The organism is Spirosoma radiotolerans (assembly GCF_000974425.1).
Taxonomy (GTDB): Bacteria; Bacteroidota; Bacteroidia; order Cytophagales; family Spirosomataceae; genus Spirosoma; species Spirosoma radiotolerans.
The window spans coordinates 1,976,725-1,990,835 of record NZ_CP010429.1; the positions used below are offsets into that span (position 1 = coordinate 1,976,725).

The 14,111-nt window shown below is 48.0% G+C and carries 15 protein-coding genes; 6 read left to right on the forward strand and 9 right to left on the reverse strand.

The window, feature by feature from the left end; translation table 11 throughout:
• Window positions 1-370: 370 nt before the first annotated feature.
• The 3 genes from SD10_RS30450 (at window position 371) to SD10_RS07850 (ending at window position 2,213) form a co-directional block, all read left to right on the forward strand.
• Window positions 371-448: a transposase gene (locus tag SD10_RS30450; protein ID WP_148562541.1), complete on the forward strand. Its 78-nt coding sequence runs from the start codon at window positions 371-373 to the stop codon at window positions 446-448.
• Window positions 449-621: 173 nt separating this feature from the next.
• Window positions 622-1,449 carry a hypothetical protein gene (locus SD10_RS07845; RefSeq protein WP_046376432.1) on the forward strand — a complete coding sequence of 276 codons (828 nt, stop codon included), beginning with the start codon at window positions 622-624 and terminating at the stop codon, window positions 1,447-1,449.
• Between the two features lie 221 nt (window positions 1,450-1,670).
• Window positions 1,671-2,213: an SdpI family protein gene (locus SD10_RS07850; RefSeq protein ID WP_148562395.1), complete on the forward strand. Its 543-nt coding sequence runs from the start codon at window positions 1,671-1,673 to the stop codon at window positions 2,211-2,213.
• Between the two features lie 531 nt (window positions 2,214-2,744).
• On the opposite strand, the gene SD10_RS07855 is transcribed toward SD10_RS07850, so the two are convergent.
• Window positions 2,745-3,788, reverse strand: coding sequence for a ScyD/ScyE family protein (locus tag SD10_RS07855; protein WP_052731114.1), 1,044 nt, complete (start codon window positions 3,786-3,788; stop codon window positions 2,745-2,747).
• 123 nt (window positions 3,789-3,911) lie between these two features.
• Between SD10_RS07855 and SD10_RS07860 the strand changes: the two genes are divergently transcribed.
• Window positions 3,912-4,109: a hypothetical protein gene (locus SD10_RS07860; RefSeq protein WP_046376434.1), complete on the forward strand. Its 198-nt coding sequence runs from the start codon at window positions 3,912-3,914 to the stop codon at window positions 4,107-4,109.
• Window positions 4,110-4,502: 393 nt separating this feature from the next.
• On the opposite strand, the gene SD10_RS07865 is transcribed toward SD10_RS07860, so the two are convergent.
• The 4 genes from SD10_RS07865 to SD10_RS07880 form a co-directional block, all read right to left on the reverse strand.
• Window positions 4,503-4,790 carry a hypothetical protein gene (locus SD10_RS07865; RefSeq protein ID WP_046376435.1) on the reverse strand — a complete coding sequence of 96 codons (288 nt, stop codon included), beginning with the start codon at window positions 4,788-4,790 and terminating at the stop codon, window positions 4,503-4,505.
• 232 nt (window positions 4,791-5,022) lie between these two features.
• Window positions 5,023-6,285 (reverse strand): 4-hydroxy-3-methylbut-2-enyl diphosphate reductase, encoded by a 1,263-nt coding sequence (locus tag SD10_RS07870; RefSeq protein ID WP_046376436.1) that lies wholly within the window; start codon window positions 6,283-6,285, stop codon window positions 5,023-5,025.
• A gap of 229 nt (window positions 6,286-6,514) precedes the next feature.
• The gene (locus SD10_RS07875; RefSeq protein WP_148562396.1) at window positions 6,515-6,955 is read right to left on the reverse strand and encodes a hypothetical protein; all 441 of its coding nucleotides are present in this window, start codon (window positions 6,953-6,955) and stop codon (window positions 6,515-6,517) included.
• 257 nt (window positions 6,956-7,212) lie between these two features.
• Complete coding sequence (locus SD10_RS07880; RefSeq protein ID WP_046376438.1) at window positions 7,213-7,479, reverse strand: hypothetical protein; 267 nt, start codon at window positions 7,477-7,479, stop codon at window positions 7,213-7,215.
• 497 nt (window positions 7,480-7,976) lie between these two features.
• Between SD10_RS07880 and SD10_RS07885 the strand changes: the two genes are divergently transcribed.
• Window positions 7,977-8,201: a hypothetical protein gene (locus SD10_RS07885; protein WP_046376439.1), complete on the forward strand. Its 225-nt coding sequence runs from the start codon at window positions 7,977-7,979 to the stop codon at window positions 8,199-8,201.
• A gap of 796 nt (window positions 8,202-8,997) precedes the next feature.
• Window positions 8,998-9,270: a tetratricopeptide repeat protein gene (locus SD10_RS07890; RefSeq protein WP_046376440.1), complete on the forward strand. Its 273-nt coding sequence runs from the start codon at window positions 8,998-9,000 to the stop codon at window positions 9,268-9,270.
• 393 nt (window positions 9,271-9,663) lie between these two features.
• On the opposite strand, the gene SD10_RS07895 is transcribed toward SD10_RS07890, so the two are convergent.
• From SD10_RS07895 to SD10_RS07910, 4 genes are all read right to left on the reverse strand, one after another.
• Window positions 9,664-9,951, reverse strand: a complete 288-nt coding sequence (locus SD10_RS07895; protein ID WP_046376441.1) for an antibiotic biosynthesis monooxygenase family protein — start codon at window positions 9,949-9,951, stop codon at window positions 9,664-9,666.
• Window positions 9,952-10,008: 57 nt separating this feature from the next.
• Window positions 10,009-11,100, reverse strand: a complete 1,092-nt coding sequence (locus tag SD10_RS28635) for a serine hydrolase domain-containing protein (protein WP_082111550.1) — start codon at window positions 11,098-11,100, stop codon at window positions 10,009-10,011.
• 119 nt (window positions 11,101-11,219) lie between these two features.
• Window positions 11,220-12,434, reverse strand: a complete 1,215-nt coding sequence (locus tag SD10_RS07905) for a helix-turn-helix domain-containing protein (protein WP_046376442.1) — start codon at window positions 12,432-12,434, stop codon at window positions 11,220-11,222.
• 198 nt (window positions 12,435-12,632) lie between these two features.
• A complete protein-coding gene (locus SD10_RS07910; protein ID WP_046376443.1) occupies window positions 12,633-14,111 on the reverse strand; it encodes a TlpA family protein disulfide reductase in 1,479 nt (492 codons plus the stop codon).

Here is a 14,111-nt window from a genome sequence, read left to right on the forward strand (position 1 = left end):
CCGGGTTCTTTTTATGGTTCCAGCAGGCATGGTTGTTTATGTTTGAAGCAAGCTTTTCAATAAGCAGCCAGCGTAGCTTTTATTCCATGTACGACTGCCCGTTGTAGGCCGCCAAGTACGACTCACCTGGCCAAGCTCAGCATAATTTACACCAATACTAAGCTTGGCCGATTTCTCAAAGCACCTGTTCTAAATGTGAAAAGCCCCGAAGCCTAGTTTATTTATTGTTGTTTTGCCTCCGAAAATAGCCTCAAAAAATGGAGGCTTTGACGCGGTAGCTCACTGTTCACCGGATGAGAAATTCTGTTTTTTACCTGCTCTTCACATTTTTACAAGTATCAGACAAGTACGATAACCAGTAGATGCATGGTTGGTAGAATACAACACGGAACGTCCGCATCAGGCCTTGCCGTTCATCACGCCGGTTGACTCTCGACAAACAGCTTAAACTCCAGTCAAAACTGGCTCACCGATCGGGGTAAGGACAGATCAACCTCGGATATAGATCCGGTTGTTTTATTCAACTCGATTACGGTTAAAGCGCCGATGTTTCATCTAACCTTGATCAATACCAGACAAATACGAAATTTTTCTCTTTTATCCATTTATGATCACCACACAATGAAAGCGGTACAACAAGCCTCACTCTTTTTTTTGCCATTGCTCGTTTTTATACTAGTTATAGGCTGCTCCAGACAATCTGTACAAGACCCCACTCCCGTAAATCCCGGCGGTAGGTTAGTATCTAAGACTGATCTGTATTACAACCGGACGGATTATTATATCTATGAAAACCAACAGGTGAAAAGTATAGTACGAAAAGATGACAAGACCGGAGCCGTAATTTTTACACAGCTACTATATTATTCGCCAAAGGGCAAGGTCACATCAATAGTACGACAGATGCCTGACAGAACTTTACTTGATTACACGGCAGAATATGATGCCGAAAACCGGTTAGTAAACGAAAAAATAAATCCAAACGCCGAGAGTGTAGCTGGCGTATACTCTTACTCGTATAGCTCAGCTGGATTACCAACCAAATTTGAGTATCATATTGAAAATCCAGCCAGCCCCCGACCCGGAGGACCAACTTACTACACGGCAGAATTTAACTCTGACAAAACCGTCTCTAAGATTTACAAACAAAGCAGTGACGGGGGAGTGGAGGAACTTTGGGTGAGTTTTTTTTACGAGAACACCTTTAACCCTTATTCTACTCTTTCTTTACCGGTCGCTTACACTTATCCTCATATAAATGCCTACTTCATACCAATCCGAAATTTAGCTAAGGTTACCCATCCTTATGCTACAAATATGGAATCCACCATCGAATGCATTTATGAATACGATGCTAAAAAACGTATTACCTCCGCAGTTGTGTCAGCGTATACGCCTACTACCCAACCCAGCCTTGGGACTAAATTTTTATTTCGATACGAAGATTAAGAAGTCATTATTGATTAAAGTTCGCAATTCTAGATTTCCAATGCCGCCTGATGAAGTTCAGGCTTCGTGCAAAAACATATTCCTCCTGCCGGCTTCGCCTTATGAGTTTCGTGTGAAAACGCCTAAAGAGCCGGTAACAAGCTACTGGCAATAAACTGGTTATCCACAAGTGGTAGTTATAGATGAGCCTTTTTCTATTCGTTCTAACTCCGTACGTCACTATGACCCGTCAAGTAGCGACCGGCCTGATTTTGCTAATAAGTCTAGCCCTTCTACCGGCATGCCATCGCCAACCGACCTATTTTCAGCCCTCGCTGCCTGTTGTTCATGAACAACAGGCAGCGAAAGCCCCAGCAGAAAACGTGTATGGTTTAGTAGCATCAACAACCAATCACGCCCAAATTGCCAATGACCCGGAACTAGCCGCTGCCCATAACACCAACCAACCAGAACAATCTGTGCTAGTTCATAAGCGGACGTTCCAAATACAAAAGCTCCTGATGGAAGCTAAACAACAACCTGCTAGTATAGCACGCCAGCTACATCCACAAGAGCAGTCGTTATCAACTGGTAATAGCCGAAAGGGGAAGCACTATCCGACCGGTATGGGTACGTCAGGAGTAGGTTCATTGTTATTTATTGGTGGAATAGTCATACTCCTCCTGGGTTTGGGAGCCAAAAGTGATTTCCTTATAGGACTTGGCTTTTTAAGTGTTTTAATTGGATCAATCGTATCACTCGTTGGTCGCGTTACAGGTCGATAATTTCTGATTGACTACATGGCGCAACTCCCCACTTAATATGAAGCCATTCCACGGGGATGACTGACTGTAGGTTACCATAAAAGCCTAGGATAAAACGGCTTTATCAAGCTTTGGGAACGTATGCTACAAATGGCATTACACAGTTATTAAAAATCATTGTCTTTTGAATGGCTCCCCTGTGAGACGGCAAAGCGTTAACACATTTGCTCCTTGATTCGGGCGTTATTTTGCCGGCTCTTATTTCATGTCTTTACCGCTGACGCCCTTTATTAAAAGAGCACCCCACCACCCGTTGTGATGAGTAGTGGGGTGCTTTCATAGGTAAATGGTTATTTTATAATATAGCCACAATTGAGTGTTACGGCTTTTTCGATCATAAAGCCAGCATTGAAATTACATAATTAATGTATAGTGAGGGTAATCCCTTCAGTACAGCCTAGCCTTCCCAAAGCAATCAATCTTAAATAAACTTCCGATGGCCCGCATAACTGGCTATGGCTTTAGCAGTAATAGGGGTGAAGAAGGAGTCAGTCAAAGGGTCACTTTCTGAATGGTGCCGTCGAAGGTCTGGGCAATGTAGTAGGTGTTGGCGCTGCTTCGTTTGATGGCGTTGGGATAATTTAGGCCATCTAGCAGGCGGGTGTTGCCTTGCCCGGTGGACCGTACGATGGCCCCAGAGTTGTCCGTAAAACCCTGGCCATTCCAGGTCCCATATTCCAGTACAACCGGTTGCCGGTTTTCATCCAGCTCAATATCGGTTAGGGTAGTCAAACCCTGTTGATAGGTCGATTCATTTCCCTGAAGATCATACTGATAGATAACGGCACGCCCACCCGGATACGGATAACCCGTAAAATTGCTGACCAGGAAACGCTCCCCATCAAAGACAATGCCTGTGGGTACCGCTTCCAGCGTATCGACGCCAGGATTAATCAGGGGCGGAATAGTCGCAAAGACGCTCAGGGCATGGGTCGTCGCGTTCCGGCGAATAATGGCATTGGCGGCCGCATCCACAATGAACAGGTCGCCCTGGGGCCCGATCGTCAGATTGAACAGATCCGTCTGGTTCGTGTCGTCCACGAAGGAATACGCTTTAACAAATTCGCCCACGGCCTCATAGGCCAGCGATTGGGCCGACACAGGCGGGTTACCCGGCTGAAACGAATTGATATCGAATGTATAGAGCCGCCCTTCGACGCCGTGTACCAGATAGAGCGTTGTACCCTGCAGCAGCAGATGGTTCAGGCCAAAAACGGCCCCTTCGGGAGTAACCTGAGAGATAAACCCCGTCACCACCGGCCAGACCTCCCCCTGGGGCGTTATCATTGATAGTTGGCCATCATTAGCTGTGCCACTACCGGCCTGGGTCACCCAAACTTGTCCCTTAGCATCGGTTTCGAGGCCTAATGGAGCAATGAGCCCGCTGGCAAAGGCAGTGGTCTGGGGCGGTAGCCGATGATCGAGGAAGGCCTGACATCCTCCCGTCATCAACAAGGTAAGTAGTACCAGGGAAAAAGCCATACACTGGGCGCCAAACCGGGCGTGGCTAGCCAGAAGCTGGAAAGTGGGTTTCATAGGAGAGACGATATACGTTATGTTGACGAAACGGGTTACGGTAGGCGGGGTGACTTACCCGCCGGTTGTTGTTGAGTGACGCGGTGCATACTGCCCGAAGCGTTCTTATGCTTGATTGGATTAATGTGGACTAATTTGACGCAGGCCCACAATTTGTTTAAGCTTGCCGATTATCAAACGGCCATGGTCCACTGTAACGAGGTCCTGGCTCTTGATTCAGCCCAGACAAAGGCGTATCAACTGCGGGGCGTTATTCGGTATGAATTGCAGGACTTTGTCGGCGCCGGTGAAGATCTGCGTTTCTCCCTAAGTTTGGCTTGAAAAGATGGGCGGGGTTTGCTGTTTTCCAACGGCTACCCCCTTCGTACACTTTGTAAGTGCAAGGCACTTGATGAATGGGCTTCCCATCTGGCTTGCCGGCCAAACCCGCTTCAGCCATTACCTTGAAGCCCGGACAAGTTGACTCGCCCCGCAACGGCCCGTTATGACACCGTCCGCCTTTGCGCTTCTATGCCCCTACTGTACCCAAGCCGGACCCCTGGTCAAATGCCCTGAAATTGCCAGGTTGACTTTTGATGCTGCCAGCTCTTAAACAAACGCTTGGTACTTACCCGGGATGACTTTGGTGCCCGATAAGGCTGAGCCCTGAGTAGGGCTGAGCCCTGCCTTTAACCGCAATCGGCGTCTAAAAGCGGTGGGGTCGGCTCCGCTGGTCTAAACCGCAACCTGGTAATAGTCCACGGTGGGTTTGCCGTCGAAGTAATGGCCCAGGTGACTGACCGCCTGGTGGAGTAAGCCACTGGTTTCGGCACTAAGTCGGGCTTCCTGGGACTCCCAAACCGACACCATCAGCGCATGATGATCCGCCGGTGAGTAGAAGCAATGGCCAAAGGCAAACCCCGCATGTTGCTGGAGGGCAGGCAGTACGGTGTTCTGAAAATAGATAACGGCATTCTCGGCCGTTTCGGCTGTCAGCGAAGCGCGAACGATACGTGCGTACATAGTGATAACTTTTTTTGGAAAAAATAGACTAGTTAACTGGGAATTAGTAGGTGTAAAGCCGCAATCTGATAAACTAATTCAGCGTACGGGTTAGGAAGCTAAAGGGTATGTCAGCTTCACGACTTTGATGCATCGGAGAGGATGGATTTATTCATCGCTTGGTTAGCTTTACGCACATTCGCCGTCTGGTGATGGCTACTTGTACCAGGTATAGATTTGCTCTTGAGTTTACTTAAGAGCCAGAATCATCCACTAGGACACCTCCGTAAAACGTCTTCATAACCTGATCGACTCGATGAGCATGAGGGAAAAATGAGATGATTTTTAGCAGCGCCCCTTCCACCACCGAGTCGGGACACGACGAGCCACAAGTCAGCAAAACGGTGATGGGTTGCTGGTGAGCAGGCAGAAAGTCTGGCGTGATTTTTTCCTCCCTTGTGTGCAGATCAAAATGCTGAATCAGAGAATCAGACAAAATTTGCTGGGCCGAATTAATATAGTAGGTGGGTAGCTTTTGCTGACATAGCTCCACTAAATGAGCCGTATTCATGCTATTATAACCGCCCGTCACAATCGCCAGATCCGCCTGGTAGGTCAGGAGCGTGTGAACCGCATCCTGGTTATCATTGGTGGCATAGCAGAGTGTATCGCGGGTGTTAGCGAAGTGCTGCTCAAACTGGCTGGGGTGCTCTAAGCCGTAGTGATCGATCAACACCTGCTTTAGATAGTCGGCAATGCCTTGAGTTTCAGATGCCAGCATGGTTGTTTGATTGACAACCCCAATCCGTTGTAAGTCACGCTCTGGATCAAAGCCAACCGAATACTGGCCATCAAACTCAACCAAAAACTGGGAGGCAGAACCCGCTCCGGTTATGTAAAGCGCCAGTCGCTTGGCCTGGGCCATGTCTTTGATGATAACGGTGGGTGCCCTTTCCTGGCTGTGAGAGACAATGGCCCGTGTTTCTTCATGCAAGGGCTTGCCGTGCACAACCACCGTATAGCTTTTCTGACCAAGCTGAGCGGACTTGTTCCAAACCTTGACCACAAAGGGGCAGGTTGTATCGTAGCGTTTAAGATCAACCCCAATAGAAGCCAGTTGTCGCTCGGTTTCGAGGGTAGTACCATAGGCGGATATAATGACCACGTCGTCGGCGGTTAACTGGCTCCAGGGAATGAGTTGCTTGCCCTCGGTGTCTAGAATGAAGCGGACCCCCCGGCTTTGCAAGTCTGCGTTCACGTCGGGATTGTGAATCATCTGACTCAACAGAAACAACCGCTTATGAGGGTTTTCTTCGATGGCCCGGTAGGCAATCTCAACGGCATTTTCCACCCCGTAGCAAAAGCCGAAATGCCGGGCCAGCCAGAATCGGACAGGACCAAAATCGAGCAATGTGGGCTTGAAGTCCCGTTTAAGGTTGTCTTGTTTCTGCCGAAATGCCTTAACGGGGGTGATGATTGAGCTGCGGTAGTAGTCAGGAATGGCGAAGGCTTTCATGGGGCTGGTTCATTGTTGAGAGTAAACGAGCTGTGCTGGAGAGAACCGGTTGATTTAGTAAATTTTCCGACCACCTTAAGGCCTGAACCGCCAGCAAGGGTCCAATGTAGTGTCGTTGCTGGCCAAGGCCAAATAGGGAGCGTGGACAAACGCGTGGACAAGGCCGTAAGCCACTGTCAGTCAACGAAGTTTGGCGTCCCCTGGCGCTCACTCAGCAGGCTGGAGTTGATCAAATTCTGGCGGGTCTCGGGGTTTGATTGGGCGGCAGGAGTAGCAGGCTCGGTGGGGAGCGCTCGGCCAGTTGGGCGGTAACGGTATCAATGAGGGACTGCTTCTGGCTCAGGTTATCCATGAACTCCGCCAAACCGCCCTTTGCCCGGTCGAGTTCTTCTTCAATTAATTGCTTTTCTAGGCGCAGCGATTTTTCATTGTCTGCTTCAATCACCCGCTCCTGTCGGCGACGGAGCGAGCTGAGGTAATAGAGTCGTAGGAAGAGTCCAGCCAGCATTGTCAGTCCGGCGATTACCAGCCAGAACAGCGTTCGCTGGCTTTTTTCGACCTCAATGGCGGCTACTGCTGCCTGGTGCTGTTGCATCATGAGTCGTTGATTGACCAGCGACAGGCGTGCGGAGTTATAGCGTTTGTTGATGCGCTCCTTGAGAACCGTCAAGCTAGCCAGGTATCGGTAAGCCAGCGGCAAGTTGCCAACCGCTTTGTAATAAAGGCGGGATAGGGCATAGTAGTTTGCTGTACCATATTCATCCTGTAAGTTCGAGGCTTACTGGCGGGTTCGTTTTGTTGACGAAACTGATTAGTTCGCTCTAAATAATAAAGGCAGCTGTCTAAGTTGCCGAGGTGAAAAAAACACATTACCAATCCGCAAGGCTGCTTCGTCCGGTAATTCGCGCACCTGACCGAACCGGCGAATCAGGTCATAGCCCACTCGGTATAGCGGCAGTGCATCAGGCCATTTCTTTTGATAGGCGTACTCATGGGCCAGGCTGGTGGAAATAATGCCCCCGACAATGAATCACCATAGCTTAAAGCTACCTGGCGGGCTTTCAGTAGATTGCGTTCGGCCAAGGCTGATCCGTCGCTTCCCGTCTTGTTATAATGGAGTAGATTATGAGCCAGCCCCAGCGTATTGTAGCGTTGAATGGCCAAGTTGGCTTGATTGCTGGGTAAACTACACATTGAAATCAGTGTATACGATCATTCTCTATTATTCAGCTTTGTCAGTAAATAATATAACATCTAGCTGTTTCTGGCTGACTACATCCCTGAGTAGGCCTTGCTAAAGGTTTTGCTCGGTTTTAGGGAATGGCTCTACGTATTCTGTGGCGTTTGTTGGTTAGACTGGAAGTTTCAGAGTTATTGACCAGTTAATTTCGGTATCGGCTGACACGTCATTTTGCTCTAAATTAATCAGCCTACATTACTGAATATCTAGCTATTGTCACTATAGCTTTTAACGGGTGCAGGTGGTCAGTCTGACAGTCATTTAATTGAAGGCTAGTAAATGCACATTAAACTGTTTTATAATAAATAAATATTGTAAACATTTTATGTACTATAATTGTCTATCAGTAATAACAAATGTGTAGCCTTAAGAACGGCTTGCAGTCAACCACACCCTCGCGCCAGTTAATTGATTCAGCCTTAACACAACCTGGTCTTTATTAGTCAATTGCATGTTTTTAGTGGTACACCCCCTGCTCTGGAAATGGGTTGGATGCTTCGCCTTGCTAGCCAGCGCCTGGTTCGTCTTCGGCCAACCAGTCCCGACACTGGCCTATTTACTAGTTCATTTAAAACGGTTAAAACGGTTTTTTACGCTGCCCCCCACCGCCGATCGGGAAAGTACCTGGCCGGGGGAGGACGATATACCTTGGGATGACGAGAGCCAGACGCCTTAATTCATAAGTTGGTCAAGGCCCAAACTAAATAGGATCTATTTGCTCGTTTCGATACTCTAAGACAACCCACACGACGAGATGAGAAAATGTCACCTGTTTTTCACGAAACGGCAAGGCCCGGTCTATACCCAGTTGAGCAACACAAGGTGAATGAGCTCAAGCCGAAAACAACCAAGTTAATCAACCCTGTCTTGACCAGCTTGGTCTATTGCGGACTGCTCATGTCGTGAGGCACCCCTCGCTTAACTGTTCAGTCGTCAATCGGCGGAGCTTTATGAAGTAGCACTAGCCTAACCAAGAGCCTTCGGATGAGGCCAACGCCTGCTTCGTAACTGATCTGCTCATTAAACTGGCGGTTTAGTAAGTAATGCCGGTGTACTCTAAGAAAGCGATAGTCTGGCAGCAAGGCCTGACATTGTTTTAAGGGGTACGGAGTACGATCTGACGCCCACTGGCCCAGTGAAGTCAGGTACAGCCTTTTTTACCTTCCAGCAAGAGAATGTTAGTTAGGGGAATCCATTCCCGGCCGTTCTGAGCACAATAAATACGTAGGCAAGGGCCTTGAGTGGATGGGTAGTTGGGATCAAATTTTACAAAGGGCCAACTGCCTTTCTAGCTAAATAGTTAGAAACCGCTACGTTTATTACAATGACTCAGGGTAAATTTACTTATTTAGGTATTGACAAATAGGCGAAACGAATAGACTTTTTGAAATTAAGATACACCTTATAATATATTTATTAGTTGAGTAATTATACTCATCATATATTGGTAGCATAAATCATCAGCCTGCCGTATGAGCCTATTCTCTATTCTGTTCAGCCGGACTAAACCAGTTACTCAAGGGGTAGCTGCTCCGTTGTCCCCTTTAGTCGAGTTTCATTTAACTCAGGCCCACAATTTGTTTAAGCTTGCCGATTATCAAACGGCCATGGTCCACTGTAACGAGGTCCTGGCTCTTGATCCAGCCCAGACAAAGGCGTATCAACTGCGGGGCGTTATTCGGTATGAATTGCAGGACTTTGTCGGCGCCGGTGAAGATCTGCGTTTCTCCCTAAGTTTGGCTTGAAAAGATGGGCGGGGTTTGCTGTTTTCCAATGGCTACCCCCTTTGTACACTTTGTAAGTGCAAGGCACTTGATGAATGGGCTTCCCATCTGGCTTGCCGGCCAAACCCGCTTCAGCCATTACCTTGAAGCCCGGACAAGTTGACTCGCCCCGCAACGGCCCGTTATGACACCGTCCGCCTTTGCGCTTCTATGACCCTACTGTACCCAAGCCGGAGCCCTGGTCAAATGCCCTGAAATTGCCAGGTTGACTTCTGATGCTGCCAGCTCTTAAACAAACGCTTGGTACTTACCCGGGATGACTTTGGTGCCCGATAAGGCTGAGCCCTGAGTAAGGCTGAGCCCTGCCTTTAACCGCAATCGGCGTCTAAAAGCGGTGGGGTCGGCTCCGCCGGTCTAAACCGCAACCTGGTAGTAGTCCACGGTGGGTTTGCCGTCGAAGTAAGGGCCCAGGTGACTGACCGCCTGGTGGAGTAAGCCACTGGTTTCGGCACTAAGTCGGGCTTCCTGGGACTCCCAAACCGACACCATCAGCGCGTGATGATCCGCCGGTGAGTAGAAGCAATGGCCAAAGGCAAACCCCGCATGTTGCTGGAGGGCAGGCAGTACGGTGTTCTGAAAATAGATAACGGCATTCTCGGCCGTTTCGGCTGTCAGCGAAGCGCGAACGATACGTGCGTACATAGTGGTAACTTTTTTGGAAAAATAGACTAGACCCAATTACTAAGCAGGAGCGTCGCCTTAATTTACCCCTTGCTTAATGGACTCATACACATGCAATAATTGCCTTCGGCTGCCGTCCCTTTTTTTCTTCAGCATAAATAGGCCTGAGGTGAGAAAGGAATTACCCGTAAAATTACGTTGCGCAATGGCTAACCGCCTGGCTGGGTCAATAAGCAGGAACTGGCCGCCAAATCCATCCGCCCAGTAGGTCTGGGTGTCATGATCAATCCACCATAAATACCCGTATGCGTCGAACGGCCACATGCTTTTATCAACCGTCGAGGTATGGGGCTGGAAACTTTCCTCGATCCAGTTTGCCGGAACCACCTGTGTAGTTTTCCAGACCCCTTTCTGGGATACCATTGCCCCGATTCGGGCCAAGTCGCGGGCACTTAGAAAGATCCAGTATACCCGATAGTCTGAGTGATCGTTGCGAAGGGGCCAGGGATTCCCATAAACGATATTCGAGGGCGCAAAATCCTGCATACCCAAGGGCTTAGCCAGGTAGTCTTCCATGAATTTGCCGATCGATTGGCCAGTCTTTTTTTCAAGGATGGCGCCTAATACATTGAAGTCGAAATTGTTATAGAAAAAAAACTCGCCGGGCTTATATTGGCCCCGTCGGGGGCGATGCGCTTTGGCAAAATCAGTTTCCGCTTCAGCAGGTAGGTAAACGCCTGATTTAGCCATTAACAAGTCATGAATCGTAGCCGTTTTTTCTTGCGACGTGAGCGGGGTTTTGCGTTCGTCAATGCCTAATTGCGCCAGTGTTTCATCTAACCGCAAGAAGCCCTTCTCCTGGGCAATACCAATAAGCAGGTTCATGATGCTTTTACGGGCGGAATGGCAATTAATGAGCCGCTTGGTATCGCCCACGTCCAGAATCGCTTTCCCCTCATAGAAGGCCACCACGGCCTGTGCATTCTGAGCTGTATCACGTATATATTGGGTAAGCTGTTCTCGCTGGATGGCTGTTAACCGATCGGCTGTTGGCAAGGGCGATGCGTAGGGACTAGGTCTATACCATACGCGTGGTAAACAGGCATAGGTAGATCCCAGCAGTAAGATCGGCAGTAGGATGTTCAGGATATTCTTGAGCAATACTCTCATGGTTAGTTGACTTTTGGATCAAATCAACCCGATAAAAACCAGGAAAGACTCCCAAAACAGGTATTGAGAGTAATTAAGCTCATTTCTCCGGTAAAGCGGTCGAGAGGCTGGTTGGCTTACTAAGTAAGTTCCTGTTTCTGTTCGGCGAATACTTTGGGGGAAACGCCGGTAAACGATTTGAAAATTCGGTAAAAACTAGCCTCCGAATTAAAGCCACACTCAAAACCAATTCCGGCCAATGAAAACTGGGAAGAAGGTGGTCCACTGAGCAGGTCTTTAACCGCTTCGACTCGGTATTCATTGATCAAGGTTCGGAAACTCTTGCCAAACGTCCGGTTGATTACTTTCGAGAGTACCGACGCACTATATCCCAGCTCATCGGCCAGTTTTTGAATACTGAGCTCGGGATCAAGATACAATTTCTTTTCCTGGAGTGCCCAAAGAATCCGGTTTTTGATAAGGTCCTGTTTGGCATCCTCTTCCCAGCGAAGTGGGTGCGTATCTGTTTGGGCGGAATGGATGGCAGTAGGCGAGCCGGCCCAATTTCTGGGCTCAGACCATGACTTACTTTGCTGGTGATCTATTTGTTGACGAATTACCCGATCATCCGGTACGCCATACCCCCTGAAGCCGAGATAGTATACCAGAGCCGCCAGGTAAAGAAAGAATACTTGCCAGTGCGCAAACGTCCAGCCTGGAGTATGCCAGCGGGTATCAGGTAGAAAAGCGGCTACCCACAGGCCAATGAGGAGACAAAACAGCCAGGCTAACTGGATAAGCCAAGTATATGTAGGGTAATCCGTATTGGTTGTCTTGTCAAATAACCACCGGCGATATTGCCTAATTAGCTTAGCGCCTGCTAGCCAGTAGGTGACGGCCGATAGAATGGCCAGTGCCTCTTCGACCTGTTTGACTGAATTGAAAGCGAAGCCGTTGGCAATCGCATCCTTCTGATGAAGCACCGTTGTTGAAAGGGTAGCTAGGTAAATCGTGAACGCATAACCGAGTGAAAGCGCAAAGGGCAGAAAATGAAACCAATGCCTTAGTGTTAATCGAAAAGCGGGGTATACCAAGGAGTTGACATAGAACCAGATTAGTGGCTGAATGGCTAATTCAAAGCCAAGGGGAAAGTAGCGAAGGTAGGGGGTTTTCCAGAGTCCGGTGGTGTGGATCAGTAACTTGATACAAAGCAAATTAAACACGAGCAGTATGGCCAGCAAGAGTCTTTTATTCAGAAATTGTCTCTTGTATAGTCCTAATAAGCCGCTCATTACAAAGCCTTGGGTAATGCCAATTAGAAGCGCAACTTCAAATAAAGAAAAGGTAATAGCCATACTTAAATGAAGCAGGAAAATAATGGTTCGAAGGGTGGTTTGTCCATGCTATGTCGCCCAGGGTTAATTGTCCGTATTTTTTATAGAACTTATTCAAAGAGCGTTTCAGGAGACAGTTGTTTTTTACTGGCTGTCAACTCCATTAATAGCATGTACAGAAAACTACGGCTGCAATTGGTCACTCTCCTAAAAGGCCAACTATCGACCTGCATCCCGGCTATACTTATCGATCAGAGCTGCTAGCTTCTGCTCATTATTCTTTCCCCCCGGAGCATTCATTTGGAGGATTTCGCCTTTGGCATTCAAGATTAGGTAGCGTGGTATGCTATTAATAGCTAGGTCATTGGCGAATGCAGAATTTATCCCCTCCAGCACCCAGAGCGAGTTTTCGGGATCAAGTTTTAATTTTTTAATCGCCTTGTCCCATTTGCTTTTGTCCTGGTCGACGGAGATCCAGATGACTTTGACGGATTTATTGGCGCGATACTTTTCTTTCAATGTCATCATCGCGGGAAAGGATGCTAGACAGGGGCCGCACCAGCTTGCCCAAATGTCCAGCACGGTCACGGGTGCCAGCTTTTCAGCTAACATGACTTTCTGGCCAGACTCTAATGCCATTTGATAAGGTCGTTTTAAACTCACCGAAGTGGCTGCGGCAAGCCTAGCGAGCATAGCTTTTCTGCCTGATTCAGTTAGAGAACTTTTGTAACGCTCGATCAGAGACGTGATGGAGGGATATTCCGGGTTATATGTTCTAGCAAAATGAGTCAATGCTGAAAGGTAGTAGTCTAGTAAATAATCGCGTGTCGAACCAGTGAATTTCTTGTCGGCGGTTTCCATCATGTAGGCATAAATTCCGGCTTCAATACTCCGCATGCTATCCCCATCCATTCGCTGTTTCTGGACATAATAAGTATTCAATCTGGGGAAAAAGAAACGCTTATTTTCACTGGAAAGCGAGTCGACTGGCTCATTCAACTGGCTCATAGTCTTGATGTATTGGTCAAAAAAAAGCTGCTTTTCCCGGCCAGAAACTTGTTCCGACTCGACGTAGTTCATCAAAACCCGTGGCAAGAAAAAGCGATTATCTTCTTTCTCCATGTCAAAAAATCCCATCAAATCTGGATGCTCAGAAATGGTTTTGCCGTAGCTCTTTAAATAAGCCTGAAAAACGGAATCTCTCCGCTGCGAAATGCGCGTCGCTTTTTTGAAGAACATGTCTGGCGGCATGACAACACTGTCTTTGGCGACTCTGGGAAAGTCAGTTATGTTGATAGTTTGAATGTCATTGGCATATGTTTTTTCGAGTTGTCCATCGCCGGAAAATTCATATGGTTTATCTGGGTCGGCTGGCAATTTGATCTCGGAACGATACCCCGGTGCCACCCACAAACGTACATATTGGTTTGGAATGTGTAAACGTACTACCGCTGGGCGCGATAGTCGCCAGGTCTTCTGAAATCGGCCATTGGTTGGCATTAACGTGTCGCGTTGATACGTTTTGCCGATGTTGAAATCGCAAATAATAAAAGGCAACGTAGAGGTCGGCTGGCTGAAAACCGTAACCGATGACTCTTTTTTAGCTGACGAATTGTTATGTTCTTTTATACCTTGGCAAGCTACCAGACCAGAAAACACAATGAATCCGGTAATATTTACAATGATTATTTTCATCAT